The organism is Nostoc sp. FACHB-190, assembly GCF_014696905.1.
Lineage (GTDB): Bacteria > Cyanobacteriota > Cyanobacteriia > Cyanobacteriales > Nostocaceae > Nostoc_B.
In genome coordinates, this window is sequence record NZ_JACJQW010000001.1 from 460,985 (window position 1) to 484,982 (window position 23,998).

Genomic DNA, 23,998 nt, shown 5'->3' on the forward strand with positions numbered 1-23,998 from the left:
GCAAAATAAGGCTAAGGACAATACTTTTTTAAAAGATGGGTACAAGCTAATCATAGGTGTTGAATTTACAAAAAAATACTAACAAACTATAAAATCTATGAATATTTAATAAAGTTTAAATCTGTCTTCAAATGTGTTCAGAAGCTCATCTAGCAAAGGTTCATCAAAATCATTAGGTACAGTAAACTCTCCTGCACACAAACCAAAAGGTCGTAGCTGCTTGTTATGACTTTGAATAGGTTTGAGTTCAGCAATTTCTTTATCTGCCTGAATAATAATAAAACTTTCACCTGCCTCAACTTGATTGAGGTATTTTAAGGGATATTGTCGGAATTCATCAATTGAAACTTTTTGCATCTTTAAAAAAGAACCCTCTGAAAATCTTATTCCTTTGTGTCCTACTCTGCGGGAAGCCGCTATCGCGTCTATGCGTCCTTTGCGGTTCGTTTCTTCTTTACCTGTGTAGACTAGTCAAGATAAGTGATGGGTTACGGCTTTGCCTAACCCATCCTACAAATTTATTCTAAAAAACAGTTAACCCAAAGCGGACTGTAACTCACTCTGCGCTTGTTCCAAAGCCTGTGGTAATTTACTGTCATCGCGGCCGCCGGCTTGGGCGAGGTTTGGTCTACCGCCGCCACCGCCGCCGCAGATTTTAGCGATCGCACCGACAAATTTTCCGGCTTGCAAACCTTTCTTGTTCACCTCTGGACTGAAGGCTGCAACTATGCTGACTTTACCAGCTTCGGGAACGGAACCGAGTACCACTGCACCGTTACCGATTTTTTGTAGTAAGCGTTCCGCCGCAGTTTTTAAGGATTCGGGGTCAACGCCTTCGAGTTGGGCAACAATAATTTTATGGTCGCCTACTGTTTGGGCTGTGTCTAACAAGCTGTCTGATTTGGCGATCGCTAGTTGTCCTTTTAGCGTTTCTAATTGCTTTTCAGCGTTTCGCAGTTCAGTTTGTAGTGTTGTGATTCTATCTGGTAGTTCTTCGGGTTTAACTTTAAAGCGATCGCTTAAATCTTTGACTACTTTCTCCCGTACATTTAAGTAATCTAAAATCGCCGGGCCAGAAACTGCTTCAATCCGCCGTACTCCAGAAGCCACACCCGCCTCAGAAATAATCTTGAATACGCCAATCTCCGCAGTATTACTTACGTGCGTACCTCCGCACAATTCCATAGACACACTCGGAAAATCAATCACGCGGACTTCTTCTCCGTATTTTTCCCCAAACATCGCCACTGCACCTCTAGCTTTGGCTTCGGCTAAGGGTAATACTTCGATTTTGGCGGAGTGTGCCTCAGAAATCCAAGTGTTCACCTGTTCTTCAACTTGCTGGACTTCTTCAGCAGTTAAAGCGCGGGGACAGTTGAAGTCAAAGCGCAATCTGTCGAAGGAAACGAGTGAACCAGCTTGGGATATACCTTCATCTACAATTTTCTTTAACGCCGCTTGCAGTAAGTGGGTGGCGGTGTGGTTTGCTTGGGCGCGACGACGACAAGCAGCATCAATTTGGGCGGTAACTGTATCGCCAACCCGCAGTGTTCCGCGTTCGATACGTCCGAAGTGAACGAAGAAATCAGATTCTTTCTTCACATCTTCCACGCGCACCACAATACCATCGCCAGAAATATAACCGCGATCGCCTATTTGTCCGCCAGATTCGGCATAAAATGGGGTTTGGTTGAGGAGGATTTGCACTTCTGTTCCGGCTTCAGCAGCTTCTTCGGCGACACCATTGACTACCAATACTTCCACTTTCGCCGTCGTCGCAGCTTGGGTATAACCTAAAAATTCTGTGGCGTGGATATGTTCTGCGAGTTTGTCGAGGGAACCTTGTACAGTTAAATCAATGGTTTCGTGAGCATTTCTACCACGTCCCTTTTGAATCTCCATTTCCGCCTCAAATCCCTCAACATCAACAGTGAGGTTATTTTCTTCAGCGATTTCTTGAGTTAGTTCTAGGGGAAAGCCGTAGGTATCGTAGAGTTTAAAAGCATTTTTCCCACTAATTTCTGTTTGCCCTTTTTGTTTGAGTTCTTGGATAATATCTTCGAGAAGCTTTTCGCCTCTATCAAGGGTTTTGAGGAAATTGGTTTCTTCTCGTTCTAATTCTGCTTTGATAGCTGCTTCCCGTTGGCGGATATTGGGATAAGCAGATTCAGCCAGGGCGATCGCAGTTTCCGCAATTTGGGTGATAAAATTCCCAGAAATGCCCAGTAATCGACCGTGACGCACCACCCGCCGAATTAATCGCCGCAGCACATAACCCCGTCCCACGTTGGAAGCGCGAATTTCATCAGCAATCATGTGAACTACTGCGCGTACATGATCCCCAATTACTTTTAGAGAGACTTTGATTTTCTCATCGCTTGTATGATAATCAATGCCAGCAATTTGGGCGGCGGTTTTAATAATCGGGAAAATTAAATCTGTTTCGTAGTTATTCGGTACTTTTTGGAGAATTTGCGCCATTCTCTCCAAACCCATACCAGTATCGATATTCTTATTTTGCAGTGGCGTTAAATTCCCGGACGCATCCCGGTTGTACTGCATGAAGACCAAGTTATAAAACTCGATAAACCGGGTGTCATCTTCTAAATCAATATTATCTTCGCCGCGTTCTGGGTGGAAGTCGTAATAAATTTCCGAACAAGGGCCGCAAGGGCCAGTGGGGCCAGAAGCCCAAAAGTTATCATCTGCACCCATCCGTTTAATTCTGGCTTCGGTTACACCAATTTTGTCACGCCAGATATTAAATGCTTCGTCATCTTCTTCAAAAACGCTGACGACGAGGTTTTGGGGAGAAAAGCCAAAAACTTGTGTAGAAATTTCCCAACCCCAGGCGATCGCTTGTTCTTTAAAATAATCACCAAAGCTGAAGTTACCCAACATCTCAAAAAACGTGTGATGGCGTTTGGTGCGTCCGACGTTTTCGATATCGTTGGTACGAATACACTTTTGTGATGTGGTTGCTCTTTTAAATTCGGATGTGCGCTGTCCCAGGAATATCGGCTTAAATGGTAACATCCCCGCGATTGTCAGCAGCACGGTTGGATCTTCTGGTACTAGGGAAGCACTCGGCAGAATTTGGTGTTCCCGTTGGGCGTAGAAGTCAAGAAATAAAGTACGAATTTCGTTACCACTGCGGTACTGGGGATTAGAAGACATGGATAGAAAACAAAAAAGAATGATTAGGGACTGGGGCTAGGGACTGGGGACTAGAGGCTAGAGACTAGTAATTTTATAAATAAATCAGTACTTTTCAGCTAGACACTAATGCAAATAGAAATTATAAACATCATTCTAGCCTCTAACCCCTAACCTCTAGCCTTATTTTTGCATTCTGTTTTCCGTTACTGCTAGTAATTATTACTGAGAGAGATATCTTGCCCGCGATCGCCTATGCCTATATACGTAATTTTACTACCCCACCTTAGCTAGATGTATGCGATCCCAATGCAGAAATAAAATTTATTTATAAAAGAAATATTAAACTTTCTCAAAAGAGGCAAATAATGGCACTAAAACTAAAAGTTTCCAACATTTCTTGTGCAGGATGTGCTGACAAAATTACTGAATCTATCCATGTAATGGAACCTGATGCTCTGGTAGATGTGAATGTAGAAGATAAAACTGTCACCGTAGAATCTGCCGCTTCGGAAGAGTCAATCAAACAGGTAATTGTTGCGTCTGGTTACGACATTGAAGGTTATTGATTTCTTCATAAAGGGTTTACAAAATTTTTAGATTAGTTGATGCTAAACCTACAGCACAATTAAAGATTTTTAGGGGCTAATGAACTTTAGCCCCTATATAATTCAATATCAAAATATGCTCCCCATCTAGATTTGATAACTAAATCCTCTACTTGACTCCTTTGTAGTCTGCTATCAAAATTCTCACTCTCGTAGATTCACTTATTCATTAAATAATACCTATCTCAAAAGCCTAGTTAAAATCCTCTAACAACTCAGCTTGATTGAGGTGGTAATCCTTGCCCTGATGAACCCACATAGCATTTCTCATATTTATGAAGCATCTCGGTTTTTACGTATAAAAGCAAAAATTTATATTTTTTTAAGCATTTAATTTATATAAATAAAATCCAGCAATCCCAAACATAAAATTTCCTATTTTATTGTGTTTGCACTTGCAAATAACTAACACCTGGAAACTACAGTGATTATATTAAAAACAAATATAATTTCCGTATTTACACTGTTTTAAAAAAAAAGGTCAAAGACGGAAAGTAATTATCATAACTGTAAACCTCAGTAGTTTTATTCAGGGTCATGTATTAAGATGATATTAAAATTATCCAGGCATAGTTAATTTAAGGTTATGACTATCAAGTATAGGGAAATATATCGATAATAAAAATACGGATAGTTTCTCTATTGTAAAAAATAGTAGGATTTTTTAGCTCGAAATAAGGCAGATACAAAAAAATGAATATTTCAATTCTGGTCTTTGGAAGTGAGAAATTCGTCGCCAAACTTCCCGATCAGATACTGGATACAACCGCTTTTACTTTAGAAGTGATAGCTGATTTTCATCAGGCAATTTCTCAACTAGAAAATGAACCACCTGATGTCATATTTATCCAGGCAAGTTTGGATAAAAGTATAGAACTATGCAGTTGGTTAAAAAACCAGAACCAGCTATCTTGGTTGTATTGTATTCTTTTCGAGGATCGTTCCTATCAGTTAGCTGCCAAAAGTGAGCAGGATTTGTGTTGGGAATGGGAAATGACCGCTACTGCACTTAGACAAGGCGCAGATGCTTATATTTGGCAACTCACAGATGAGATAATTGGCAAAAATCCTGCCAGTATAACAACCCATCATCAGGTAATACTAGCTCAAGTGGGTGTTGGTTTACGGAAAGCTCAAAAATACCGGGAACTGATGCGGACAAATGATTTATTATCTGCGATCGCACTAGCAGATTCACTCACGGAAATTAGTAATCGTCGGGCGATGGAATGGGATTTACCTCGACAAGTCAAAAAAGCCCGGACTCAAAGTAATCCTTTGAGTTTGATTATTCTAGATATCGACTATTTTAAAAAAGTTAACGATACTTACGGGCATTTAGTGGGCGATCGCCTCCTACAATTATTAGCCTCTCGCCTACGGCACAACCTCCGCTCTAAAGATACACCATTCCGTTACGGTGGGGAGGAATTTGTAATTGTGCTGACTAACACCACTGGCGAAGAAGCCGTCATCGTCGCTGAACGCTTAAATCGTATCGTTGCAGAACAACCATTTGCTATTAGTAAGGAATTAACCATTCCCATTACAATTAGCTTAGGCGTTGCTAGTCTGCAAGCAGATGACGATGATAAAGGTTATAGCTTGCTTCATCGCGCTGACCAATGCTTGCTAAATGCCAAAGCTTTAGGACGAAATCGAGTTGTGAGTTGGGAATATGCTGATTTCTCCAATCTCAAGGTTATGTCTTCGTGAATAGGTGAGAGCTTACAGGTTACAGAGTTACGATGTCTGAATCAACGCGACTACTGCTGTAACTTTTAAGGGCTAGATGAGATATTTTTGGATAGTGGCGATCGCATCTAAAGCAGAATCCGCAAGATAAACATTATCCCCAGATAATTTTTGAAAGAAATTTCTGCTGTCTGTGTCGTCAATTAACAAAATCACTGGCTTATGTGCTTTCAACGCTAAGGCAATTTCGGAAGCAGTTCCTACACCCATACCGCAAGCAATTACCAGATCACTAGAAAGAACGTTGATATTATTCCGCGCATTTCCCATGTCTGTGAAAATTGCAATATCCACCGCAGCCGAAATGCCATCTGGTTGACTACCAGGAAGAATCCCTAGAGTTAAGCCATTAGCGGACTTTGCACCCTGATTTGCGGCCTCCATCACGCCAACATTTCGTCCACCAGTCAACAAAATCCATCCTTGTTGGGCAATGAGTCTACCTAATTCATAAGCATTGTGTAAATCATCTGTTGTCGCCGTTTCTCCCGGCCCCATTACCCCAATGATAATTTTCCGCATTCAGCCTTACCATTTTTCAGCCCAATAAACAATTTCTGAGGCTGTACTATCAATAGCTACGCCGTAACTATCACCGTGATTCCACCTAAATCCCGCAGTACCTTTATCTTTCGCATTCAACACTAAAATTTCATAAGAAGGCGGAAAAGATTCTCTCTCAGCATCACCAGTATAAAAAAAGGTAGTGGGAACACCATTAGGAAGGTTAGAGTGGACATTTGTATCGCCACCTAAGTATTGATGCTTGGCTAGTTTTCGGTATTTTGCTAATAATTGTTGAATTTGGGCGGGAGATTGTTTTTCTCGCACTTGGAAAAAAGTACTAGCTTGGGCAACCCCTGGAGAATAGGCAATTCGCACATTTGGAGAATCGGCGGAAATTGTGCGGGGAAAATGCTGAATTTCGGCGGGACTTGCCCATAGTTGATTGCGGATTTCACTGTAACGGTCTGCATTAGTAATAATGCTTGATTCAGTAGTACTACTGAAAGCCCTTCGGATTAAAAAACTGCCGCCCACAATCCCTAAACTACCAAGGGAAAGGAAAACTATCATGGCCGCTTTAGCAAGGTGCGATCGCTGCATTGCGTTGGGTGCTGCTAAACTTTATCTGCATATACCCAACAAATAAACTATATTCGTAAGATTGCGGAGCTAATATTTATAATATTGATGAAATCTTTGTGTAATCAGGGAAAATACGGCAACTTCATAAAATTCTTGTAAATCAAATGAGGCTGAGATCCCCGACTTCTTCAAATAAAGGGTTTGAGGAAGGATGAACGGGTGTAGGGGTATGGGTGTTCAAAACCCGCATTTCTCACAAGCTTCAGGCGTTTGATGGGGCAGAGGTGCGGAGGGGCAGGGGAGAGAGTACTTTCATTCTCCCCTGCTCCCCTGCTCCCCTGCACAGGCTTTGAAAGGTGTGGTGAGAAATCCGGGAAAAATCTTACACCCCCATACCCTCACACCCCCATACCCATTGTTATTGAAGAAGTCTGGTATCTGAAAATTAAAGCCAGCCAACAATCATCCCTGCCAGTAAAATAAAGCCAATCCACACATTCTGCCGAAACATTTCGCCATAAGCTGCATTTGGCAAATCTTGTTGTTTCAATCGCCAATATTGCCAAACCCAACCAATACTCGCCAAGGCGAGAGTTATCCAAAAAGCGAGGTGTAGATGAATCTCAATCCCCAACCAGCCTAATAACAAGATTGTGCCAGCAAAGAAAATACCGATCGCCTCTGGGGCATAATCACCAAAAAACAAAGCACTAGAATTAATACCTATGCGTCGGTCATCGGCGCGATCGCTCATGGCATACACAGTATCAAATCCCAATGTCCAGAGGATAGTTGCGCCCCAAAGTAACCAAGTTGGTTGAGAAAGATTTTGCGTGACAGCACTCCAACTAATCAACACTGCAAAACCCCAAGCAATAGATAGTACCAACTGCGGCACAGGAAACACGCGCTTTGCCCCTGGATACAGTAGAATTACGGGGACGGCGGCAAATGAAAGCCAAAAACTCAGAGGATTCAAATAAAATGCCAGCATCGCCGCACATCCCAGGGCAATAATCGCCACCGCAATGCCTACTTTAATTGACAAAGCACGAGAAGCCAAAGGGCGATCGCGTGTTCTTTCCACTTCGGGATCAATATCTTTATCCCACAAGTCATTGACCACACACCCAGCCGCACTTGTGGCCAGAGTACCCAAAACAATCACTCCCACTAAAGGCAAAGGCGGTTGACCAGCCGCCGCTAAAACCACAGCCCATAAAGCCGGAATCATCAAAATTAACCGCCCTTCTGGTTTATGCCACCGTAAAAGCCGGATAATCACAGACCACACAGGTTCTTGGTTGCTTTTTGGCGTACTCAACATAGAAATTAAGCAGAAATTACTAAAATTTTCTCAGTTAATACTTCTTTACATCTATAGAATAACTTTATTTGTTATTTGTAAAAACACAACCTAAATTTGCAACGATGGATACATAATTCATCGTCAAAAAATCGGGGTGTTAAGAGAATAAGGGTGTAGGGTAAGGCGTATCAACTTATTGATGCAGATCCTTGATATCTAAAGGTTAATTCTTCATCCTCACACCCGCTCAAATAGGGCTTCGTCACTTAAATTTTAAATGGCAGGGTAAATCTACAGACTAAAAGCGAGAGACAAGAGACTAAGTATTATTACTCAGCACTCAGCGAGAAGTTGCGTGCGGGGGTTCCCCCCGTTGAGCAAACTTCGGTGACTCAGCACTCAGCACTAGTCTTGAATAGTCCGCAATCCCATCTTTTATCGTCCTTCCTAAATAGAGAGAGAAAACTAGATGCTAAATTTAGTTTCTGCTAACTGGGAGAGTGTCAAAACTCAACCAGTTCAGCAACACCGGATTATTGCTGCCATTGATTTGGGAACTAATTCTCTGCACATGGTAGTGGTAAAAATTGACCCAACCCTACCAGCTTTTAGTATTTTTACCAGAGAAAAAGAGACGGTGAGACTGGGCGATCGCAATTTAGTTACTGGTGAGTTAAAACCAGAAGTAATGGATCGGGCGATCGCCACGTTAAGACGCTTTCAAGCAGTTGCAAAAACTTTTAATGCCGAAACCATCATTGCTGTAGCCACCAGCGCAGTGCGGGAAGCCCCCAATGGCAAAGATTTTCTCCACCGAATCAATAGCGAATTAGGTTTAAGCGTTGACTTAATTTCTGGTCAAGAAGAAGCACGCCGCATCTATTTAGGCGTGCTGTCGGGGATGGAATTTAACAACCAACCCCACATCATTATTGATATTGGTGGTGGTTCCACAGAAATTATTTTGGGAGATAGCCAAGAACCCCGCACACTCACTAGTACAAAAGTTGGCGCAGTCCGGCTAACTGGGGAATTCATCACTACCGACCCCATTAGTAATAGCGAGTTACAATATCTGCAAGCTTATGCAAGAGGAATGCTAGAACGTTCTGTAGAAGATGTTTTAGCAAATATTCAATTTGGTGAATCGCCCAAATTAGTAGGAACATCCGGCACAATTGAAACTTTAGCCATGATTGATGCTAGGGAAAAGTTAGGTACAGTACCTTCCACCCTGAATGGCTATCAATTGAGTCTTCAAGATTTGCGCGGCTGGGTGAATCGCTTGGCGAAAATGACCAATGTGGAAAGGACAGCCATTCCAGGAATGCCAGAAAAGCGTTCAGAAGTGATTTTGGCTGGTGCAGTTGTGCTGCAAGAAGCAATGACCTTGTTGGGTGTAGATGCGGTCACACTTTGCGGGCGGGCGTTGCGTGAAGGCGTAATTGTCGATTGGATGCTGACTCACGGTTTAATTGAAGACCGCTTGCGTTACCAAAGTTCCATTCGCCAGCGCAGTGTATTGAAACAGGTTAGCAAATACCATATCAATATTGAACATAGCGATCGCGTGGCTGTTTTTGCCCTGAGTTTATTTGACCAAACCCAAGGCATTCTCCACAACTGGGGCAATGAGGAACGTCAACTTTTATGGGCAGCAGCCATCTTACACAATTGCGGTCATCATATCAGCCATTCATCTCACCACAAACACTCATACTATCTAATTCGCAATGGTGAATTATTAGGTTATACCGAAACCGAAATCGAAGTTATTGCCAACTTAGCCCGTTATCATCGCAAATCACCACCCAAGAAAAAGCACGAAAATTTCCGCAACTTGTTGAGTAAAGATCATCGACAAATAGTCTGTCAATTAAGTGCAGTTCTCCGATTAGCTGTTGCGTTAGATAGGCGACAAATCGGCGCAATCTCTCAGGTAAAATTCAGCTATTATCCTGATTTACAGCAGGCTCATCTCTCAATTTTTCCCACCAATCCTGATGATGATTGCTCTTTAGAAATGTGGAGTTTAGACTACAAAAAAGGCATATTTGAAGCAGAATTTGGGGTGAAATTAGTTGCAACTTTAGAAACTGCTAAATTTGCAGTTAACTAATATTTATGACTTACGCAAGAACCCTCTCAAATCCTCTTAACTTCGTGTCCTTTGCGCCCTTTGCGGTACCCTGCGGGAAGCCGCTTGCGCGTCTACGTTTTTTCATGATTTTGCGTAAGTCCTGATATTGTCTCAACTGACCAAACAGAACCCCGACTTCTTATAAGAAGTCGGGGTTCTGAAACATACAGTTAGTATCCAATTTAATTCAATTAGACTCAAGACAAACTTGGTCATTTTCCAAAGCTTTCAGAATTTTGAGATATAAATTCTCAACTCTTTGTACTTGCACCTCACCAAGAGAAGCAAAATTAGTTAAACTAGGCGAACCATTAATTTCAATAATTACATAATTGTTCATTGGCTGAGTTATATCATCAGTAATTACATCTAAACCTGACAATCTTAAACCCATATCTTTTGTCGCACTTATCGCTAACTTTTTAAAGTCAGGATGGATATGTTCTGTCACATCGACTCCCTGACCACCACTTGATAAATTAGCATTATCTAACAAATAAATCACCTGATTTTCAGGGATGACACTCTCTAACTTCAGCTTTTGTCGTTTTAATTTGCGCTTGAGGCGGAAATCTTCAGCATCAACATTGTTTTTGCGGCCATTTGCCGTCAATTCTGCTGATTTTTTTTGGATTAATTCTGCAATAGTAGACTTGCCATCACCAACAACACAAAAAGGAATTCTTTGATAAACTGCAAGGACTTCATCATCTACAACAACAATTCTATAATCATTACCTGCATAAAATCTCTCCACTATAAATCCGGGAGTGATGCGGAGGATTTTTTTCGCAACTTGATAGTATTCAGTTTTATTATGAACTTTGGTAACAAATCTGCCTTGACTGAGATTAATCGGCTTCACAATTACCGGAAAACCTAATTCTTTAGCGTAATCAAATCCAGCATCAATATTTCTCTCACTGCTGATTTTTTCACAGATTTTTTTGCTAAAAAAAGTTTGCCCTTCCGTAACTTTATAACCAAAGTGTTTCAAAAAAAAGTTTGAATATGCTTTATCTTTAGCTATTTCGGCAGACCCAAAACCATTGATATTTAATTTACTATGACTAAAACAAGCTTTATTACCGTTTTTAAATGTAATATGCCCAACAAAAGCATATTCTGGGTCTACTACAACTACTGCTCCTAGTTGGGGAGCAATTTTTTGAATTATCGATGTTACTAATGGCATTTATTTTCTGTATACAAAAGTATTAATTCGCAGAAATTTTAACGAATTACTAAACAGTTGGTCAAGCTAATTAAAATCAGGCAGTTTTTATGATTTTTATCTCAGCAACTAAAAATATCCCTCAATCAATTTAATAATTTTTGATAAAAATTAATATTATTTATTCAGATATAAATAGCCTTTGGGAAAGTAATTTTGGATACGGAATTGAATAAATGTATATATTAAGACGTTAAGAAATTTTTCCGGTTGGTATTAAATGTGCGTGTAGAAGTAAGTAACTCTCGTGGAGATGCCACACTTGTTAATATTCAAAATTTTGGATTGGTTTTGACCTTTGTTAGTTGCTAATAAAGGCTTTGAGAGCGATCGCAAGTTTAATTAACAAGATAAGTTCTTGTAAAATAATCCGCGAAATCTTGACAATCCAAAAATAATCGAATAACAAGGTGGCAGCAACTTGAAAAAAGGCGTTAGTGCATCCCCGCCAAGAGAAGTCAGTAACGCCTTCACTGAAAATTACACACGGATATTTTTAGATCATGCCACAAAATACTGAATACAAAGCTAATCAGAACGAAAATCAAGCGATCGCCTACAAAGAACGCCTAAATTCTTGGGCAATTGCCCGTTTACAGCCCGATGCCCAAAGAGAAATTGTCGCTCGCTTTCGCAGTCGTTCTGATGCCGATGGTTATATGCAGCGCCTACGTCAAATGATTCCTGATGCTTCTTTTATGGTTGTATTTGATTGTCAACGGGAAGAAGTTGTTGCTTAAAGTGTCGAGTCGTTATTTAATTTCACAAATAAAGGATTAAGGGTGCGATTACCATTGTTATGACGGTGCGTTACATCCTAATTAACGCACCTGTATTAAATGATGTATGAAGATGGGGAATGAAGAATCGGGAGTTGGGAATAAGGAAAATGATTCCCTATTCCCTAGCCCCTAGCCTCTAATGTAAGACTTTTGCCAGTGCTTCTATCAGGCGGTCAACATTTTCTTTCCGGCTATTAAAACCCATTAATCCAACACGCCAAACTTTACCAGCCAGTTCTCCCAGTCCACCACCAACTTCAATGCCATGTTCTGTTAGTAGCTGTCTGGCAATAACTTTACCGTCCACCCCTTCAGGAATGCAGACTGTAGTCAAAGTGGGTAAACGATATTCCCGTTCAACGTGACAGCTAAGTCCGATTTCTTCTAGCCTGTCCCAGAGATATTCCACATTCTTTTGATGACGTTGCCAACAGTTAGCTAATCCTTCCTCGGCAACTAACCGCAAAGCTTCCCGCAGAGCATAATACAAATTAATGGGGGCTGTATGATGATAAACACGTTCACTACCCCAATACTTACTCAGCAAAGTCATATCTAAATACCAGTTTGCCACCTTCGTGCTGCGGCGCTGCAATTTTTCCCAAGCACGAGGACTCATGGTAAATGGTGAAGCCCCAGGCGGACAACCCAAGCCTTTTTGACTACAGCTATAAGCTAAATCAACTCCCCATTCATCTAAAAATATCGGCACACCACCGAGGCTAGTGACAGTATCGATTAATAACAGCGTGCCGAATTCCCGACAGAGTTCACCAACACCGTCTAAAGGCTGACGCGCACCTGTAGAAGTTTCAGCGTGAACCAAAGCTAAAATTGTCGGGCGATGGGTTTCCATAGCTGTGCGGAGTTCTTCTAGAGAGAAAACTTGCCCCCAAGGTTTAGTAATGGTACGGACATCAGCACCATATCGCCCCGCCATATCAACTAAGCGATTTCCAAAATATCCAGTCACACCAATTAATACCACATCACCGGGTTCGACAGCATTGGCGATAGTTGCTTCCATTGCAGCAGAACCAGTACCACTGACGGCGATAGTGTGCGGATTTTCGGTTTGCCAAACATAGCGGAGTAAAGATTGAATTTCATTCATCAGCCCTAAGAAATCTGGGTCAAGATGCCCTAGAGGTGTGGTATTCATTGCCTGGAGAACTGTAGGATGGGCATTGGAAGGGCCAGGGCCTAATAGCAGCTTGGAAGGGATTTCCAGGGGTTTGAGTTGTAATCGCTGACTATCGTTAATGGAGATGGTTGGCGACATAATTCCTTTTTGTCTAGACAGTACTTACCGCATCATAGAGCGATCGCATCACCCTTGTATCCTCTGGGGGATAACACATTTCCACCATGAATCAACAAGCATTCATCCTAGATTTCTCACCCTCCCCACCCTCCCCACACTTCCCACCCCTGACAGGTGTAGGTTTTTTACGTTATGCCCCAAAAACCTTGATTTAGGGTGTAGGGGTGTAAGGGTGTGAGGGGGGTGGAACTCTGATTAAATCGTGATTTTTAGAGTCGCTACTCATCACTCTGTTAAAAACCTACACTTGTGAGACCCCCCACACTCCCCACACTCCCCACACCCCCCACACCCCCACACCTCCTACCCATGCGTGATAAATTCGGGTAATGACTGCGTGTAAATTAGGGATGTAACAGCTTACTTCCCCATCAGCCAACGAAACTATGATATTTGCAGGTAAACGCCCGAATAACTTGGGTGTAAATAATGGCAGATTAGCAGCTTGCCCTAATTCGCCTAATTGTGTATCTAGCCAAAGTACAGACGCAATTCACCAAATTGCACCCCTAACTTTTAATACTAGTCCCGAAGAAGCGATCGCTAATCTCAAAAGTATTATCCAGTCCTTACCCAGAACTACAATTATTACTGAAACTCCAGACTATTTATATGCTGAGTTTAAAAGTGCTTTGATGGGATTTGTGGATGATGTCGAGTTTTATCTAGACCGAGAGGCGAATATTTTTCATGTCCGTTCAGCTTCTCGTTTAGGACAAAGTGATTTAGGTGTTAACCGTAAACGAATAGAAACTATTCGTGCCGGACTCCAAGCATTATAATCTGATGCCAGGTGCAGGAGATTGTAATTTTTTGTAAACTAAAAAGATGGAAAAACTAGACCATCTTCGTAAATTAAAACCCCCAGCTTTCTCAAGAAACTGGGGGTTTTCAACAGAAAATTACTTATGAAGTATATCTTCATCAAAAACCAGTATAAACGCGAATCTCGAAATTAATTAACTTAGCAAATAATAGTTGCAATACAACTTGATTTGTTGTAATCACAACCTAAATATTATTAGGAAATGATATGTTAAAAACTGGTTTGAAAAAAGGCTTATTAACAGCGATCGCAGTTATTTCGATATTACCAGTAATTACCTCAACTGCTGAGGCTGGTTCTACCAAAAATGTATTTGGGGCAATTTCTTATTCTCCTTCTACTAGAACTTACTCATCAGGAATTGCGAAAACCAAGCAAGCCGCAATCAACGCCTCCTTAAATAACTGTCGTCGTCAAAGTGGTGCTAAAGATTGTACAACACCATTGTGGTTTAAAAATGCTTGGGGAGCTTTAGCTGTAGGTTCTGATGGTGGTTATGGTACAGGTTGGGGAACTGACCAATCTCTTGCAGAAAGATTTGCTGTAGAAACCTGTGAAAAGTACGGTAGTCAAAATTGTCAGGTTGTGTTTGTTAAACAAGCCAGATAAATCAAAATTCAGTCCTACTTCTACTTAAAATCCCAGACTTCTTAAAGAAGTCTGGGATTTTTTAGCTCATGAATGATTTAGGAATGCTATAGTTTATTTTTTGATACTTCCTGACATCAAATTACTACGAAGATATCCATTTTTAGCGATTTTCTTTTGGATGATTTGCCGATAAACTTCTTCATAACCATCAGTCATACGCTGAAAACTAAAGTTATTTTCGACATACTGACGACAAGCATATCTATCTATATCTGCCACCTGATTAATTGCACTGACGCATTCTGACACATTATTACAGATAAAACCTGTTTTACTGTGGGCAATTACCTCAGTTGTCGAACCTAATTTCATCGCAATTACTGGTGTACCTGCGGCCATTGATTCCACCATGACTAAACCAAAAGGTTCACGCCAAGTAATTGGGAACAAGGTCGCAACAGCACCTCCCATCAAAACATTTTTTTGTTGATGGTTTGCTTCACCTAAATACTCAATTTGTTCACCATCAATTAAAGGTTTAATTTCTCGTTCAAAGTACTCGACATCCACAACATCTACTTTACCAGCCATTTTTAACCGCCAACCTGCTTGTTTAGCAATTGCAATGGCTAAATGTGGCCCTTTCTCCGGCGATATTCGACCTAAAAATGCTAGATAAGGTGGTTCTTCTGACTTGGGATGAAATTTGTAACTGCTAACATCAATACCGTTGTAAACTGTGCTTGTATAATTCAATCCCAGTGAAATATCCCGTTGGGCATCAGAAATACTGACAAAAGGTTGACGTTTCGCATATTGAAACATCTTTTGATTATCAGGTGTAAAAATTCCGTGTAATGTATGAACTGTTGGAGTATTGACAAGATTGGCATAAGGTAAAGCTGCACAACCCATGTGAGAGTGAATAATATCAAACTCATCTGCCCGTTCATAGACAGAAGCTAACTGCAACATTTCATAAATATTACATTCTTTGACATCCTTATCAAGTCGTAAAGCACGAGGATGCACTGATTCTAGCTTGGCTAAACTGATAGAATCACCAGATGCAAATAAAGTAACTTCATGTCCGCGCCGCACTAATTCATCTGTTAGTAACCCCACTACTAACTCGATACCCCCATAAGCTGGAGGAGGTACTCTCTCCCATAGTGGGGAAACTTGAGCTATTCTCATCACAAACCTCCTAAAAGATGAATTTTGAATTGATAGAGTCTGCTGTTTGATTCACAGTTATTTGTCATTCAACTAGCAATGAGTTTTGAGTGAGAATCACTCACCAAAGTTCTAACTCAGGATTTTTTCTAGCACTATCAACTCAGTTTCAAAAGCAATTTTATAAATAAGCGCATTAAAATATTAGACCTTAACTTATCAAAAAGTTGTCTATCTTTGTAGAGAATTTGATTATCCTCTAGAGGTAAATCGAGAGACTTGATGAAGTCTTTATGGGGTGGATATCTCCTAAATCATCTTTATACCAAGTCGTGATAGTGATAACCATCTTTTAGGGAGAGCGAAAAATTTTTGGGGAAATGGGCAAGAATTAACCAAGGGGCTTGAATATTAGGCGTTACGTAAATGCAGGATGAATTGAGATGTCGAAGCAACATGAAAGATTGATTTGTAGTGCAAAGGCACGAAACAAAATTCATCCCCTTCATCAGAAATGCCAAATATTAATCATTCCAAAACTTAACCCTACTAATCTTGCTATCTCCGGTAAACTTTTGCGTTGCATCTCTGAAACCATGCCGACATACAGATATTTAAATGCTACATAACTCCTGACATCGGGAACTAGCTTTCTTTCCCATTCACAGTAATCATCGACAAATTTTACCGTCTCAGTAGGATCTGTTCCCCCAAATATAGTCCAGCAAAGAATTTATGATACTTTTTTTCTTATTATCTTATGAGAGTGATGAAAGAGCAGTATGTCATATTTTATAGACAAAGGTTCATATATGACATATCAATTTCAACGTTGAAGATAAGATAGAAATTGTTCAGCGCGAAATTTTGTTGATTAATGTGAGTAATTACTTACTTATCTATCAAACAGTTTAAATACGAAAGCTTTTGTAGTAATTAGATTCAATACCTAGAATTCAGAAATCAGAATCAACACCGAGTGTAGTCGAAGGGTCAATTAGTGGTGGATTCTGACTCCTGAATGCGATTGAGATAACCAATTAGTCACCTTAAATTCACCAATTGTCTAATATGAATACAACACACCAAGCTAAGAGCCGAAAAACTGCTCTGATTACTGGGGCTGCGAGTGGAATTGGTTACGAATTAGCCTGTATTTTTGCGCGAAATAATTATAATCTGGTATTAGTAGATAGAAATGCCATCAAACTTACAGAAGTTGCCGAAAAATTTCAATATGAATCTTCGATTGCCGTTAAATATATTGTTAAAGATTTAGCAATATCTACAGCGCCAGAGGAAATTTTTCGAGAGTTACAACAAACAAATATTCAAGTTGATGTACTAGTGAATAATGCTGGCTTTGGGACTTATGGATTGTTCAGTAACACCAACTTAAATGCTGAACTAGAAATGCTTCAGGTGAATTTAGTATGTCTTACCCATTTAACTAAATTATTCCTGAAAGATATGCTCAAACAGGGAGAAGGTAAAATATTGAATGTAGCATCGGCGGCGGCTTTTCAACCAGGGCCTTTGATGGCAGTTTACTTTGCTACCAAAGCTTATGTATTATCGTTTTCAGAAGCGATCGCCAACGAATTAGAAGGTACAGGTGTGACTGTGACAGTACTTTGTCCAGGATCAACCGCCTCAGCCTTTCATGAAAGAACCGGAATGGCAGATTCCAAATTGGTGAAGCGGCAAAAAATGATGGATGCCGAAACAGTCGCCCAAATTGGTTATGATGCTTTAATGAACGGTAAAACCTTGGTAATTCCTGGGTTAATGAATAAATTTCTCGCCAAAATTGTTCGATTTGTACCCAGAAGGCTAGTACCAAAAATTGTCAGAAGTATGCAGGAAGATAAGTAATATCAATTTGAAAAATGGTTGCGACAGATAGATTGCTAAAAGCTGAAGAGTAAAACATTTCAAAATCTCAAATCCAAAATGGTATGAGGTACAAATTTATCTGTTGCCATCTGCGTAGTCTGCGGTAAGCTGAAGTGCGCGTTTACATCTGCGGTTAATTATTCTTGCTTGTACTTTACTGTAATGAGAATTGCTATATGTCCTGTGCAATAAATAAAAGCCCTCAGTGAATAACTGAAGGCGAGAAATTAATAAGGGTGCATCTACTACTATTTGTGTTTACATATAAATACTAGCTGTATCCGGAAGGATATAAGATTTGTCAGGATTTAGATAAAATATTACAGCTATTTCAAATATTTATATAGCGATTACTAGACTTTCGAGGTAAGAATTTATCTGCGTAGCCTGCGGCAAGCCGCTTACGCTTCTACATCCTTTTCCATCGGCAGTTAAATTTATCTGTCTGTAATTTTCAAGTCTGGGAAATAGCTATATGATCTATTTTTTGATGATATATTGTGTACTAGATTTAACTTCATCAAATATTAATAAAGCTGTTGCTAATAATAAAGGTAAAAAGTAGTATACACCGCGATAAGCCAGCATTGCGGCTAAAACTGCTGCTGCTGAAATTTTATTGGACAGCATCAATAAAATTACTGTTTCAAATACACCTAAACCACCGGGAACATTACTCACCACACCTGCAAACATAGCAAGTAAATAAATACCTAAAAAATCTAAATAATTGTAAGCTGTGTTAATGGGTAATAAGCTGTATAGTACTGATGCAGCAAATATCCAATCAAGGCTAGAAATAATGATTTGCATCAGAGATGTCTGGAAAGATGGCAAGCGAAATTCATGGTTGCGAATAATTAAAGGTCGGTGAATAACTAGGCTACCAATTAAATAAATTCCCATCAAGCTCAAAAATATCCAGCCAAGAGGACTAACAGTGGTGAATGGTAAATGTAGTTGTAGGGGAATCACGAAAGGGTGAATCAAAAAAAGTAACCCAGCAACAGTAAACATTCCCAGCCAAAATGTGAAATTCACAAAAGCGATAATTTGAGCGATCGCAATTTTTGAGACTTGCCATCTAGAATAAAAACGATAGCGGATAGCACTACCAGTTAGCAAAGCAAAACCGATAGTATTGCTAAAACTAGAACTAATAAAGTTAGTCAAAGCAATTTTTTGCCAGTGTAGGGAACGATGAATATAGGCAAAACCTAAAATATCGTAACCAACCATGACAAAATAGCCCATAGCCGTGAATCCAATCGCCCAACTCAAGCTTTGTAGTGGAATTGAGGCGATCGCACGCAGAATATCATGGTAATTATACTCGCGCAGTTCATTGGCGATCGCCCAGACAGAAATCGCCAGCAGCAACAAGCCAAATAAAAAATTTCCGTTGAGTTGCAGCTTTTTGTGCATTATTTACTTCCTATTCGCAAATTTTCCATTACCTTGACACAGCATTGTCATATCACAGGCTTAAGCTTTGAATGTACAACATCAAAGTTTAGATCAGTAATGTAGCAACTTTCCATGACAGATGATGACTGTTTTATAGATGCTTTAATTGGTTCCTCAATTCATCTGCGGCGAGGAGTAAATTTACAAGTTTGCCATAGTCCTGGTACAACTCCGGCGATAGTTTTTATTCACGGCGGAATGGGCAATCATTTTAACTTTAGAAACCAGTATGAATTTGCCCACAATCAAGGCTGGGAAGTTCTCGCTTATGATTTGGCTGGACATGGAAAATCTAGTCGTTACTCGCGCTATTCTATTGGAAGACATTGCCGAGATTTATCGCGTTTGCTGCACAAGTTTGAGATTAAATCACCTGTGCTTTGCTGTCATAGTTATGGTGTTCCTATTGGTTTAGAATTTGCCCAACACCATAGAGTGAGTGCGATAATTGCTATTGCTGGTGGTACTCATGATTTAGCACCTTGGTGGGAAATTCCCCTGATGAAATTGATGGCTTGGGGCGGGAGACATCTTTACCATTTACCAGGTGTGCAAGTTTTTAATAACTTTATTTCTACTTCTTACCGTCACAAAGTTATGGAAAGGTTTTTTGCAGAAAATCCTGTACCAACAGATTTTGATGCCTACAAAGCTTTAGAAATTTTTTGGGACTATAACTTTTTTGTCCGCCATTCATTACCACAGCATTTACATATTCCCACTTTGGTAATTACTGCGGGAAAAGACCCGATGTTTACTCAAAAAATGGGAGATGAATTAACAAGTCATTTTGTGAATGGTACTCATTTACATTTCGCCGAAGCTGGACATCTGGTTATGGCGGAATGTGCTGAGTTAGTTAATCAGGCGATCGCAAATTGGTTAACACAACAAGTTTATTCTTAATTGTTCAATATGAATTACAAAAAAATCTTAGTAATTTTCATTTCGGCATTGACTTTAGTTGTTTGTAACTATTCCCAAGGTATAGCCGCTAAACCGACGCAAACAAAAGTTTCTCTATTACCAACTCAGCCAGACGCTAACACCTTAGCCACACCTTTAACTTATACAATCGAATCTTACGATAGCCAAGTCATGGCAGGAAAACGCACTTATGGAGTATCTTTACCCCCTGGTTATGAACAAAATCCTCAACAACTTTATCCGGTAATTTTTCTTCTCCACGGTGGTCACGGTGAACCAATTGATTGGTTTAGCGAAAAGAAAGGACAAGCCCTCAAAACCCTAACCAAACTATACACTACAGGTAAATTACCACCCAGTATTATTATCACTCCCGACGGTAATGATAAACGCGGCTCTAGCCCCTATTTTGACCCTCAATATATCGACGGCCCCAATGGTAAAGTTGCGACAGCCGTAGGTGATGAACTGGTAAAAGTAGTGCAGCAGCGTTATCGCACTTTACCTAATCCTGATTTTTGGGCAATGGGAGGATTATCTTCTGGTGGTTGGGGTGCAATGAATGTAGGGTTACATAACTTACAAAACTTTTCAATTTTATTTAGTCATAGTGGCTATTTTCAAGATAAAAGTGGCCCGCAAAATAGCCCAATTAGCTATATTAAAACTCTACCAAATCAAGCCAAAAAAAGATTGCGAATTTATTTAGATTCCGGTACGTCTGATACGGAAGAACTCGATGATGCCAAAGAATTTTCAAAAGTCCTGAATCAGCAAAAAATTTACAATCTATTACAGCAATTTCCTGGTAGTCATACTTGGCAATATTGGCGAGAACATTTAGCTGATTCTTTGACATTTGTAGGTGAACAGTTTCGGATTGCGGAAATTGCTCATGCTGCTGACAATTTAGGAATTTCTCAGCCGAAAAAACAGAAAGTAAATTGAAATTTATGAAAATTCCGAAATTATTTTTGAGTTTAGCAGGAGCGATCGCCATTCTTACAGGTGCTGCATATTATTATGTTTTTATCTTAGGCGCACCGCAATTAGACCCACCCCAACAGCAAGCAGATACAGGCTTAAAATTTCAGCTAGAAACCTTCAATTCCCAAGCTATGGGTACAGTCCGCCAATATGGCGTGATTTTACCGCCTAACTATCAAAAAAATCCCAAAACCCGCTATCCCGTGATTTTCTTATTACATGGTGGTCACGATGATGCGCGTGCCTATGCTGATAAATATGCCATCATAAATGTCTTACATGAATTGTATAAAAGTGGCAAATTACCACCATCAATTATTATTACTCCTGATGGCAATGATAACCGTGGTTCTAGCCCTTTATATGACCCTGATTATTATGACGGGCCGAATGGCAAAATTGGGACTTTAATTGGTGCAGAATTAGTCCAGGTTGTTAAGTCACGTTACCGGACTCTAGAAAACCCAGAATTTTGGGCGTTGGGTGGTCTATCTTCTGGTGGATGGGGCGCATTTAATATTGGGTTACGCTATCTCAACAACTTCAATATATTATTTAGTCATAGCGGTTACTTTACCGACAGTAGTGGGGCGCAAAATAGTCCATTACAAATAGTCCAACAGTTATCAACTGCTGATAGAAAACGATTACGAATATATCTTGATGCGGGGTTGAATGATCAGAATTTCTTGGCTTCTACTAAAATTTTTCATCAAACCTTAAATAATTTAGATATTGCTAACGTATTCTATGCTTTTCCTGGAGGTCATGGTTTATCTGGCGCAGATGTTGGTTGGAATTATTTTCACAAGCATTTAAAAGACTCTCTGGCTTATGTGGGAGAACAATTTAAAACATTCAAAAAATAATTCAATATAGATTGAGGACACTATAAACGCCGATAAAGTAGATTATTAATCGCTATAAAAATGTATTGATTTAGTTAAAAATAATGAATAAAAACTTAAAAAATAAGATTGGAATTTGGAGTGTCGGTTTCTTAACAGGGTTAGTCGGCGTAGTCAATGTTTTATCCGCAGTTACACCCACCTTGTATGGTCGTAATCATTGGTTAAAAGATTTTTTACCCTTTGAAATTCGGGTAACTGGTCATGTATTTGCTGCCTTAACAGGGTTTATATTATTGACTTTGGCAACTAATTTATTACGCCGTAAGCGAATTGCTTGGCTATTAACTATTGGATTACTAGTTATTTCGATTCTGAGCCATTTAATTAAAGGATTAGATTACGAAGAAAGTATATTATCAGGAATTTTGCTAACACAATTGATTTTGATGCGCCATGTGTTTACAGCCCAATCAGACCGACCTTCTATTGCTAGGGGTGTGCGAGTTTTAATGGGAGCGTTGCTGTTTACCTTAGCTTACGGCACAATCGGATTTTATTTATTAGATGGCAAGTTTACAGAAAATTTTAGTTGGAAGAATGCCCTACTTCAGACTTTAGCAATGTTTTTCACAGAGGATAATTGGGGCTTACAACCAAAAACTAGATTTGGTGAATTCTTTGCTGATTCTATTTATATTATTGCTGCCAGTACAATTACATTTGCTGTGGTGATGTTGTTACAGCCTGTATTTTTACAGAATCCAGCAACTTTAATTGAGCAGCAAAAAGCCAAAAAAATAGTAGAAGATTATGGATGTTCTTCTTTAGCGGCAATTACACTTTTAAGCGATAAAAGTTATTTTTTTAGTCCTTCTGGTAAAAGTGTAATTGCTTATGTACCAAAAGGGCGGGGTGCGATCGCTCTCGGAGATCCCATCGGCCCCATTGAAGAGCGTCAAGAGGTAATTGTTAGTTTTCAGCAGTTTTGTCAGCGCAATGACTGGTATCCCGCTTTTTATCAAACCTCACCCGATGACCTTGATTTATATATCTCTCTGGGATTTAGAATACTGAAGATTGGCGAAGAAGCGATCGTTGACCTAAAAAACTTTACCCTCCAAGGGAAAGCCGGAAAGAACTTTCGCCCATCAATTAATCGTTTAACTAAACTCGGCTATCAAGTGAGTTTTTATCAACCACCAATCAATCATGACTTATTACATCAACTGAAATCTGTCAGCGATGAATGGTTAAAGATGGCGCAAGGTTCCGAAAAACGCTTTTCTTTAGGATGGTTTGATGAAGCTTATCTGCGAAATTGCGAAATTGCGGTTGTGCATACACCTGATGGTGGAATTGCAGCGTTTACCAACATTTTGCCAGAGTATCAGCTGAATGAAATTACCATTGATATGATGCGGCATCGTGCCTCAATGGAAAATGGAATGATGGATTTTCTGTTTACTTCTCTGCTTCAGCACTTTCAAGAAAAAGGCTACGACAGCTTTAATTTTGGCCTGTCCGCCTTAGCTGGAGTCGGGGAAAATTCCACCTCACGCCGCTTAGAAAAAGTGCTGCACTATCTTTATGAACACTTAAACCGCTTTTATAACTTCCAAGGCTTACACGCCTATAAAGACAAGTTTCGCCCTAATTGGGAACCCCGTTATTTGGTTTACCCAAGTTTGACAGCCTTACCTGATGTAGTTGTAGCATTAATTCGCGCTGATTCAGGCGATCGCCTCCTTGATTATTTCAAACCAGGAGCGTAGAAGCAAGACAAGGGAGACAAGGTGGACATGGGGGGATAATATCAATTATAAAAACCGCAGGTCTCAGGGGGAGAAAGAGTTTTTCCTTTTGCCTTTTGCCTTATTCTT

At 40.0% G+C, this 23,998-nt stretch carries 20 protein-coding genes and 1 pseudogene; 11 read left to right on the forward strand and 10 right to left on the reverse strand.

All coding sequences use genetic code 11. The features are described from left to right. Window positions 1-105: 105 nt before the first annotated feature. Window positions 106-357 (reverse strand): type II toxin-antitoxin system Phd/YefM family antitoxin, encoded by a 252-nt coding sequence (locus H6G28_RS02170; RefSeq protein WP_190668659.1) that lies wholly within the window; start codon window positions 355-357, stop codon window positions 106-108. 177 nt (window positions 358-534) lie between these two features. Then, the gene (alaS, locus tag H6G28_RS02175) at window positions 535-3,177 is read right to left on the reverse strand and encodes an alanine--tRNA ligase (protein WP_190668662.1); all 2,643 of its coding nucleotides are present in this window, start codon (window positions 3,175-3,177) and stop codon (window positions 535-537) included. 347 nt (window positions 3,178-3,524) lie between these two features. Between alaS and H6G28_RS02180 the strand changes: the two genes are divergently transcribed. Further along, the gene (locus tag H6G28_RS02180; protein ID WP_190588051.1) at window positions 3,525-3,725 is read left to right on the forward strand and encodes a heavy-metal-associated domain-containing protein; all 201 of its coding nucleotides are present in this window, start codon (window positions 3,525-3,527) and stop codon (window positions 3,723-3,725) included. Between the two features lie 732 nt (window positions 3,726-4,457). Beyond that, window positions 4,458-5,480: a GGDEF domain-containing protein gene (locus H6G28_RS02185; RefSeq protein WP_190588050.1), complete on the forward strand. Its 1,023-nt coding sequence runs from the start codon at window positions 4,458-4,460 to the stop codon at window positions 5,478-5,480. A 72-nt stretch (window positions 5,481-5,552) separates the two neighbouring features. Here the strand turns inward: H6G28_RS02185 and H6G28_RS02190 are convergent, their stop codons facing one another. The 3 genes from H6G28_RS02190 to H6G28_RS02200 all read right to left on the reverse strand — a co-directional run bounded on the left by H6G28_RS02190 (window position 5,553) and on the right by H6G28_RS02200 (window position 7,935). Further along, on the reverse strand, window positions 5,553-6,041 hold the full coding sequence (locus tag H6G28_RS02190) for a TIGR00725 family protein (protein ID WP_190668664.1): 489 nt from the start codon (window positions 6,039-6,041) through the stop codon (window positions 5,553-5,555). A 6-nt stretch (window positions 6,042-6,047) separates the two neighbouring features. Beyond that, window positions 6,048-6,626 carry a hypothetical protein gene (locus tag H6G28_RS02195; protein WP_190588049.1) on the reverse strand — a complete coding sequence of 193 codons (579 nt, stop codon included), beginning with the start codon at window positions 6,624-6,626 and terminating at the stop codon, window positions 6,048-6,050. A gap of 427 nt (window positions 6,627-7,053) precedes the next feature. Continuing rightward, the gene (locus tag H6G28_RS02200; RefSeq protein ID WP_190668668.1) at window positions 7,054-7,935 is read right to left on the reverse strand and encodes a 4-hydroxybenzoate solanesyltransferase; all 882 of its coding nucleotides are present in this window, start codon (window positions 7,933-7,935) and stop codon (window positions 7,054-7,056) included. A 451-nt stretch (window positions 7,936-8,386) separates the two neighbouring features. On the opposite strand from H6G28_RS02200, the gene H6G28_RS02205 reads away from it, so the two are divergent. Then, complete coding sequence (locus H6G28_RS02205) at window positions 8,387-10,036, forward strand: Ppx/GppA phosphatase family protein (RefSeq protein ID WP_190588047.1); 1,650 nt, start codon at window positions 8,387-8,389, stop codon at window positions 10,034-10,036. 208 nt (window positions 10,037-10,244) lie between these two features. On the opposite strand, the gene H6G28_RS02210 is transcribed toward H6G28_RS02205, so the two are convergent. Next, window positions 10,245-11,252 (reverse strand): cyanophycin synthetase, encoded by a 1,008-nt coding sequence (locus tag H6G28_RS02210; RefSeq protein ID WP_190668671.1) that lies wholly within the window; start codon window positions 11,250-11,252, stop codon window positions 10,245-10,247. Between the two features lie 542 nt (window positions 11,253-11,794). On the opposite strand from H6G28_RS02210, the gene H6G28_RS02215 reads away from it, so the two are divergent. Beyond that, window positions 11,795-12,031: a hypothetical protein gene (locus H6G28_RS02215; protein WP_190588045.1), complete on the forward strand. Its 237-nt coding sequence runs from the start codon at window positions 11,795-11,797 to the stop codon at window positions 12,029-12,031. A gap of 178 nt (window positions 12,032-12,209) precedes the next feature. Here H6G28_RS02215 and H6G28_RS02220 read toward each other — a convergent pair whose 3' ends face one another. Beyond that, on the reverse strand, window positions 12,210-13,355 hold the full coding sequence (locus H6G28_RS02220; protein ID WP_190668675.1) for an alanine--glyoxylate aminotransferase family protein: 1,146 nt from the start codon (window positions 13,353-13,355) through the stop codon (window positions 12,210-12,212). Between the two features lie 428 nt (window positions 13,356-13,783). Here H6G28_RS02220 and H6G28_RS02225 point away from each other — a divergent pair, with 428 nt between their 5' ends. Beyond that, window positions 13,784-14,179 (forward strand): DUF1499 domain-containing protein, encoded by a 396-nt coding sequence (locus H6G28_RS02225; RefSeq protein ID WP_190668678.1) that lies wholly within the window; start codon window positions 13,784-13,786, stop codon window positions 14,177-14,179. A 251-nt stretch (window positions 14,180-14,430) separates the two neighbouring features. Beyond that, entirely contained in the window at window positions 14,431-14,832 is a 402-nt protein-coding gene (locus H6G28_RS02230) for a DUF4189 domain-containing protein (RefSeq protein ID WP_190668681.1), read from the forward strand. Window positions 14,833-14,925: 93 nt separating this feature from the next. Here H6G28_RS02230 and H6G28_RS02235 read toward each other — a convergent pair whose 3' ends face one another. Next, window positions 14,926-16,011, reverse strand: coding sequence for a glycosyltransferase family 4 protein (locus tag H6G28_RS02235; RefSeq protein WP_190588041.1), 1,086 nt, complete (start codon window positions 16,009-16,011; stop codon window positions 14,926-14,928). Between the two features lie 520 nt (window positions 16,012-16,531). After that, a pseudogene (locus H6G28_RS36650) lies at window positions 16,532-16,708 on the reverse strand (IS701 family transposase); the annotation flags it as partial. Between the two features lie 353 nt (window positions 16,709-17,061). On the opposite strand from H6G28_RS36650, the gene H6G28_RS02240 reads away from it, so the two are divergent. After that, window positions 17,062-17,865 (forward strand): SDR family NAD(P)-dependent oxidoreductase, encoded by an 804-nt coding sequence (locus tag H6G28_RS02240; RefSeq protein ID WP_190668683.1) that lies wholly within the window; start codon window positions 17,062-17,064, stop codon window positions 17,863-17,865. 501 nt (window positions 17,866-18,366) lie between these two features. On the opposite strand, the gene H6G28_RS02245 is transcribed toward H6G28_RS02240, so the two are convergent. Next, window positions 18,367-19,311 carry a lysylphosphatidylglycerol synthase domain-containing protein gene (locus H6G28_RS02245; RefSeq protein WP_190668686.1) on the reverse strand — a complete coding sequence of 315 codons (945 nt, stop codon included), beginning with the start codon at window positions 19,309-19,311 and terminating at the stop codon, window positions 18,367-18,369. A gap of 114 nt (window positions 19,312-19,425) precedes the next feature. Here H6G28_RS02245 and H6G28_RS02250 point away from each other — a divergent pair, with 114 nt between their 5' ends. The 4 genes from H6G28_RS02250 to H6G28_RS02265 all read left to right on the forward strand — a co-directional run bounded on the left by H6G28_RS02250 (window position 19,426) and on the right by H6G28_RS02265 (window position 23,890). Beyond that, window positions 19,426-20,259: an alpha/beta fold hydrolase gene (locus H6G28_RS02250; protein WP_190668688.1), complete on the forward strand. Its 834-nt coding sequence runs from the start codon at window positions 19,426-19,428 to the stop codon at window positions 20,257-20,259. Between the two features lie 9 nt (window positions 20,260-20,268). Continuing rightward, window positions 20,269-21,228, forward strand: coding sequence for an alpha/beta hydrolase (locus H6G28_RS02255; protein WP_190668690.1), 960 nt, complete (start codon window positions 20,269-20,271; stop codon window positions 21,226-21,228). A gap of 5 nt (window positions 21,229-21,233) precedes the next feature. After that, the gene (locus H6G28_RS02260; RefSeq protein WP_190668692.1) at window positions 21,234-22,136 is read left to right on the forward strand and encodes an alpha/beta hydrolase; all 903 of its coding nucleotides are present in this window, start codon (window positions 21,234-21,236) and stop codon (window positions 22,134-22,136) included. 83 nt (window positions 22,137-22,219) lie between these two features. After that, complete coding sequence (locus tag H6G28_RS02265; RefSeq protein ID WP_190668694.1) at window positions 22,220-23,890, forward strand: phosphatidylglycerol lysyltransferase domain-containing protein; 1,671 nt, start codon at window positions 22,220-22,222, stop codon at window positions 23,888-23,890. Window positions 23,891-23,998: the final 108 nt, after the last annotated feature.

Bases quoted from the DNA above. Each gene is read 5' to 3' on its own strand.
- H6G28_RS02230 (WP_190668681.1), top strand. From the start codon at position 14,431: ATGTTAAAAACTGGTTTGAAAAAAGGCTTATTAACAGCGATCGCAGTT.
- H6G28_RS02180 (WP_190588051.1), top strand. From the start codon at position 3,525: ATGGCACTAAAACTAAAAGTTTCCAACATTTCTTGTGCAGGATGTGCT.
- H6G28_RS02250 (WP_190668688.1), top strand. From the start codon at position 19,426: ATGACAGATGATGACTGTTTTATAGATGCTTTAATTGGTTCCTCAATT.
- alaS (WP_190668662.1), bottom strand. From the start codon at position 3,177: ATGTCTTCTAATCCCCAGTACCGCAGTGGTAACGAAATTCGTACTTTA.
- H6G28_RS02170 (WP_190668659.1), bottom strand. From the start codon at position 357: ATGCAAAAAGTTTCAATTGATGAATTCCGACAATATCCCTTAAAATAC.
- H6G28_RS02255 (WP_190668690.1), top strand. From the start codon at position 20,269: ATGAATTACAAAAAAATCTTAGTAATTTTCATTTCGGCATTGACTTTA.
- H6G28_RS02210 (WP_190668671.1), bottom strand. From the start codon at position 11,252: ATGCCATTAGTAACATCGATAATTCAAAAAATTGCTCCCCAACTAGGA.
- H6G28_RS02220 (WP_190668675.1), bottom strand. From the start codon at position 13,355: ATGTCGCCAACCATCTCCATTAACGATAGTCAGCGATTACAACTCAAA.
- H6G28_RS02190 (WP_190668664.1), bottom strand. From the start codon at position 6,041: ATGCGGAAAATTATCATTGGGGTAATGGGGCCGGGAGAAACGGCGACA.
- H6G28_RS02235 (WP_190588041.1), bottom strand. From the start codon at position 16,011: ATGAGAATAGCTCAAGTTTCCCCACTATGGGAGAGAGTACCTCCTCCA.
- H6G28_RS02265 (WP_190668694.1), top strand. From the start codon at position 22,220: ATGAATAAAAACTTAAAAAATAAGATTGGAATTTGGAGTGTCGGTTTC.
- H6G28_RS02195 (WP_190588049.1), bottom strand. From the start codon at position 6,626: ATGCAGCGATCGCACCTTGCTAAAGCGGCCATGATAGTTTTCCTTTCC.
- H6G28_RS02215 (WP_190588045.1), top strand. From the start codon at position 11,795: ATGCCACAAAATACTGAATACAAAGCTAATCAGAACGAAAATCAAGCG.
- H6G28_RS02260 (WP_190668692.1), top strand. From the start codon at position 21,234: ATGAAAATTCCGAAATTATTTTTGAGTTTAGCAGGAGCGATCGCCATT.
- H6G28_RS02200 (WP_190668668.1), bottom strand. From the start codon at position 7,935: ATGTTGAGTACGCCAAAAAGCAACCAAGAACCTGTGTGGTCTGTGATT.
- H6G28_RS02225 (WP_190668678.1), top strand. From the start codon at position 13,784: ATGATATTTGCAGGTAAACGCCCGAATAACTTGGGTGTAAATAATGGC.
- H6G28_RS02240 (WP_190668683.1), top strand. From the start codon at position 17,062: ATGAATACAACACACCAAGCTAAGAGCCGAAAAACTGCTCTGATTACT.
- H6G28_RS02205 (WP_190588047.1), top strand. From the start codon at position 8,387: ATGCTAAATTTAGTTTCTGCTAACTGGGAGAGTGTCAAAACTCAACCA.
- H6G28_RS02185 (WP_190588050.1), top strand. From the start codon at position 4,458: ATGAATATTTCAATTCTGGTCTTTGGAAGTGAGAAATTCGTCGCCAAA.
- H6G28_RS02245 (WP_190668686.1), bottom strand. From the start codon at position 19,311: ATGCACAAAAAGCTGCAACTCAACGGAAATTTTTTATTTGGCTTGTTG.